This window comes from Pseudomonas sp. PICF6, from assembly GCF_009831705.1.
Classification (GTDB): Bacteria; Pseudomonadota; Gammaproteobacteria; order Pseudomonadales; family Pseudomonadaceae; genus Aquipseudomonas; species Aquipseudomonas rhizophila.
This window is the reverse complement of record NZ_WUUD01000030.1, coordinates 116,183-120,282: the sequence shown is the minus strand read 5'-3', so window position 1 is coordinate 120,282 and position 4,100 is coordinate 116,183. Positions and strand designations below refer to the sequence as shown.

Sequence of the window (4,100 nt, the reverse complement as noted above, 5' to 3'; positions counted from 1 at the left end):
AAAGTCTTCGAACAACTCGGGATCGAATTTGAAACTGGGAGGAAACTGCCAGAGGATCGCGCCGAGTTTCTCCTTGAGCTCCAGCACGCCGGAAGCGAAGAAATTGGCCAACGGCTTGTGAATGTCCCGAAGACGTCTGATGTGGGTGATGAAACGCGGCGCCTTGACGCTGAAGACGAAGCCGGGCGGGGTCTCGGCGTACCACTGGGCATACCGTTCGGGGCGTTGCAGGGCGTAGAACGATCCATTGATTTCGATGCTGTTGACCGCTCGCGAGGCGAATTGCAATTCCCGTTTCTGGGTTAGCCCCTTGGGGTAGAAATCCCCCCGCCAAGGCGTATAACGCCAACCGGAAATGCCAATGTGGATCGCCGTCATGTGTCCCTCCCGTGCCAATGACCTCGTACCGCCTGTGTCTTTTGATGACTGTCGCGCGGGGTAGAAAGTTTCGATGGAGTTACCGACGGTGAGGGCAGGTGAAGTCCTGCAGTCTTGTTCGCTGTGTTCCAGTAGTTGCTCAATGGGCCCCCAGCGCAGATCAAATGTGGGAGCGAGCCTGCTCGCGATGAGGTCCGTCCAGACACCCTCAACTTCTCTGGATCAGCTTGTTCCTCACCTCAGTCATGCCCTGCGCATCCAGCTCCAGCCACACATGCTGTTTGCCCGCGATCTGCGCCGCCGCCGGCAGGCCATCGCGATACACCAGCCGATTGCTGGCCAGCGCCGGTACTTTCGCTCCCGGCAACAAGGTGCCGGCCAGGTTCAGCGGGTCGACACCGCACACCGCGACCAGTGCGCCGTCGCTGGGGCGGCGGCGCACTTCCCGCAGCAATGGAATGGCTTCGGGCAGGGCGAATTGCTCGCCCGCCAGACCGCTGACAAAACGTCCGCCACGAATCTCTCCCCGCGCCTCCAGGCGATGAAACGTGCGCAGTAACTCGCGCCAGCTCGGCAACCAATCCGCCTCCCGCTCCAACAGGCGCCAGAACACCACGCCATAACGGCGCAGCAAGGTCATGGCGATGTGTTCGAGGGTGTCGGGCGGTATCGCCGCTGGCCGGTTTCCTTCCTCGGGCACTGGGGCGCTACGGCGTAACAAGGCCCAGCGCCCGGCATCGTCCATGCCGCCAACGAATGCCCCGCGCCCGCGCCGACTGCTGCGCGCCTGGCGCTTACTGGCAGGGGTGATCAACGCGCGCAACCCGGCGAAGCTGTCGGCATTCACCAGCCCGGCGCCTACCAGTTCCTGTAGCGCGATTTCCAGTTCGCTGCGCAGCAAGTGCGCCTCGTGCAACAACTCATCGAAAAACAGCGCGCCGTGTTCGCTGAGGGCCTTATGGACTTTTTGCGTCTTGGGTGACAGCTCGCTGGGTGGGGTCTGTTCAGTCAGGCTGCTCCAGAGGGCGACCTGATTGCGCGGCAGCAACACAATCGGCGTGCTGCGCAAGGCGCTGGAAGATTGCTTCTGACGAGCGCTCAGGCGCGTCCACACCAGCTTGCCGCTGCGGCACAGCTCATCGAGCCAGCTCGGGGAATAGTCCTTGATCCGCGCCGGCAACAGGTCGCTGTCCCACGCCGAGGCGGCGGCCGGATAGCCTTCGAACTGACTGATGATCGACGGCAGCACCGCGTTGCCCCGGCCTTGGGTGGACGGCGACAGATGCTGCCAGTCGAACAGGAACCGCATGAAATCCTGCAACATCACCGGCTCGATTTCCCGGCGCAGGCGCTTGACGGTGTAGCGGTGGATACGCGCCAGCAAATGCCGCTCGCACCATTCTTCCTGTCCGCTGCCGGGGGTGAATCGGCCACGCAGCACGTAGCCTTGCTGTTCCAGTTGCGCCAGGGCCTGGGTGATGGGCGGGGGCGTTAGCCCCAGCGGATAGGCGATGGCCTCCAGCGGCAGTGGACCAAAGGCGCTGAGCCGCGCGCGCAGTACCTCCACCATGGCCTCATCGCGGTCCCAGGGTTCATCGAAACCCGCCAGCGGCGTCAGCGGCGGTCGCCATTGAGCCTGTGGATAAATGGCTTGCAGACACGTCAGTCGTTCCAGCGCCACCCACACACCTCGTTCGGCGCTGATCTGTACATGACTGGCGCGGCCGCGCTCGGCCAGGGCCTGCAGCCAGTCCAGCCACGACGGCTGAGCACCTGCCTCGCTGTCGGCGATGCAGGCCAGGCTCATCAGTGCTTCGTGCATTTCATCGAGGTTGGTGGGGGCCGGCCAGGCTTCGTCCCGTACCGCCTGGATGGCGTCGGCGTCGAGTGCGCCGAGGTCGTCGGTAGACTGCGGGTCGCTCCAGCGCCGGTTGATCACCGCTTGAGTGCGGCGTTCTTCCAGCGGGGCGTCGTCGAGAAAGGTGTAGGGCCGGGCGCTGAGGATTTCCGCCGCCAGGGGCGAGGGCGCCGGCAGATCGCGGCTGATCAGACGAACCTCGCCGGCTTCCATGCGCCGCAACAGCGTCAGCCAGCCTTCACTGTCCATGGCTTCGTGCAGGCAGTCGTCGAGGGTCTGTTCCACCAGTGGGTGATTGGGAATTTCCCGTTCGCCGGCGAGGTTCTCCAGGCAGGCGATCTGGTCCGGGAATACGCTGGCGATCAGGTCTTCGCTTTTCATGCGCTGGATCTGCGGAGCGACTTTGCGTCCGCCCGAATAGCGCGGCAAGGCCAGGGCGACACTGGCATTCCAGCGCCAGCGCACGCCGAACAGCGGCGCATCCAGCACTGCCTGGACCAGTATCTGTTCGGCACTATGGCTATTGAGATAGCGCCAGACCTCGTCCAGCTCGAAGCTGTGGCTGGTGGACAGCGACAGCACAATGGCGTCTTCGCTGGCGGCGGCCTGCAATTCGAAATTGAAGGTGCGGCAGAAACGCTTGCGCAGGGCCAGGCCCCAGGCGCGGTTGATGCGGCTGCCGAACGGCGTATGGATGATCAGTTGCGTGCCGCCGGACTCGTCGAAAAACCGCTCCATCACCAGTGTGTCCTGGGACGGCAGGGCGCCGAAGGCCAGGCGTGCCGGGGCCAGATAGTCCACCAGTTGTTCGGCACTGGCCAGGTTCAGTTGCAAGGTGCCGGTCAGCCAGTCGAGGGCCGGTTGCAAGTTGCCCGGCGTGGCACCGAGCAGTTGGTCCAGTTGGGCTTGCAGGCGGGCTACCGCCAGGGACAACTCGGCGCTGCGGCCAGGGGCTTCGCCAAGCCAGAACGGAATGGTCGGCGGCTGGCCCTGGGCGTCCTCGACCCGCACCCGACCGGTCTCCACGCGAATGATGCGGTAAGAGGTATTGCCCAGTTGGAACACGTCGCCGGCAATGCTCTCCACGGCGAAGTCTTCGTTGACGCTGCCGATGTTCAATCCTTGGGGTTCGAGCAGCACGCTGTAGTCGGCGTTGTCCGGGATAGTGCCGCCGCTGGTCACGGCGGTCAGCTTGCTGCCCCGGCGCCCGCGCAGGGTGCGGGTGACGGCGTCGCGATGCAGGTACGCACTGCGCACGCCCTGACGACCATTGAGGCCCTCGGCGAGCATGTGCAGCAGCGCCTGATAGTGGCCGTCGTCCAACTCGGCATAGGGCGCGGCGCGGCGAAAGGTTTCCAGCAGCGCCTGTTCCGGCCATTCCTGGCAACTGACCTCGGCGACGATCTGCTGGGCCAGCACATCCAGTGGCGCCTTGGGGATGTGCAGAATGTCCAGCTCGCCACGGCGCACGCAATCGAGCAGGGCGACGCATTCGATCAAGTCGTCGCGGGTGGTGGCGAACAGGCGTCCCTTGGGCGTGCCGCCAACCTGATGGCCCGAGCGGCCGACCCGTTGCAAAAACGCCGAGATCGACCGCGGCGAGGCGATCTGACACACCAGGTCGACGTCGCCGATATCGATGCCCAGTTCCAGGGACGCGGTGGCGATCAACACCTGCAACTCGCCGCGCTTGAGCCGTTGTTCGGCGTCGAGGCGAAACTCCTTGGCCAGGCTGCCGTGGTGGGCGGCCACGGCGTGCTTGCCCAGGCGTTCGCTCAAGTGACGGCTCAGGCGTTCGGCCAGTCGCCGGGTGTTGACGAAAATCAGGGTGGTGCGGTGTTCCCGGGCCAGTTCGGCGAGGCGG

Annotated in this window: 2 protein-coding genes; both read right to left on the bottom strand. The window is 64.7% G+C overall.

All coding sequences use genetic code 11. From position 1 onward, the window contains the following. Positions 1-378, bottom strand: a 378-nt coding sequence (locus GSM73_RS20320) for a DUF72 domain-containing protein (protein ID WP_256677007.1), incomplete at its 3' end; no start/stop codon positions are given. Between the two features lie 208 nt (positions 379-586). Next, the coding region (locus GSM73_RS20315; RefSeq protein WP_256677006.1) for a helicase-related protein at positions 587-4,100 on the bottom strand (3,514 nt) is incomplete at its 5' end.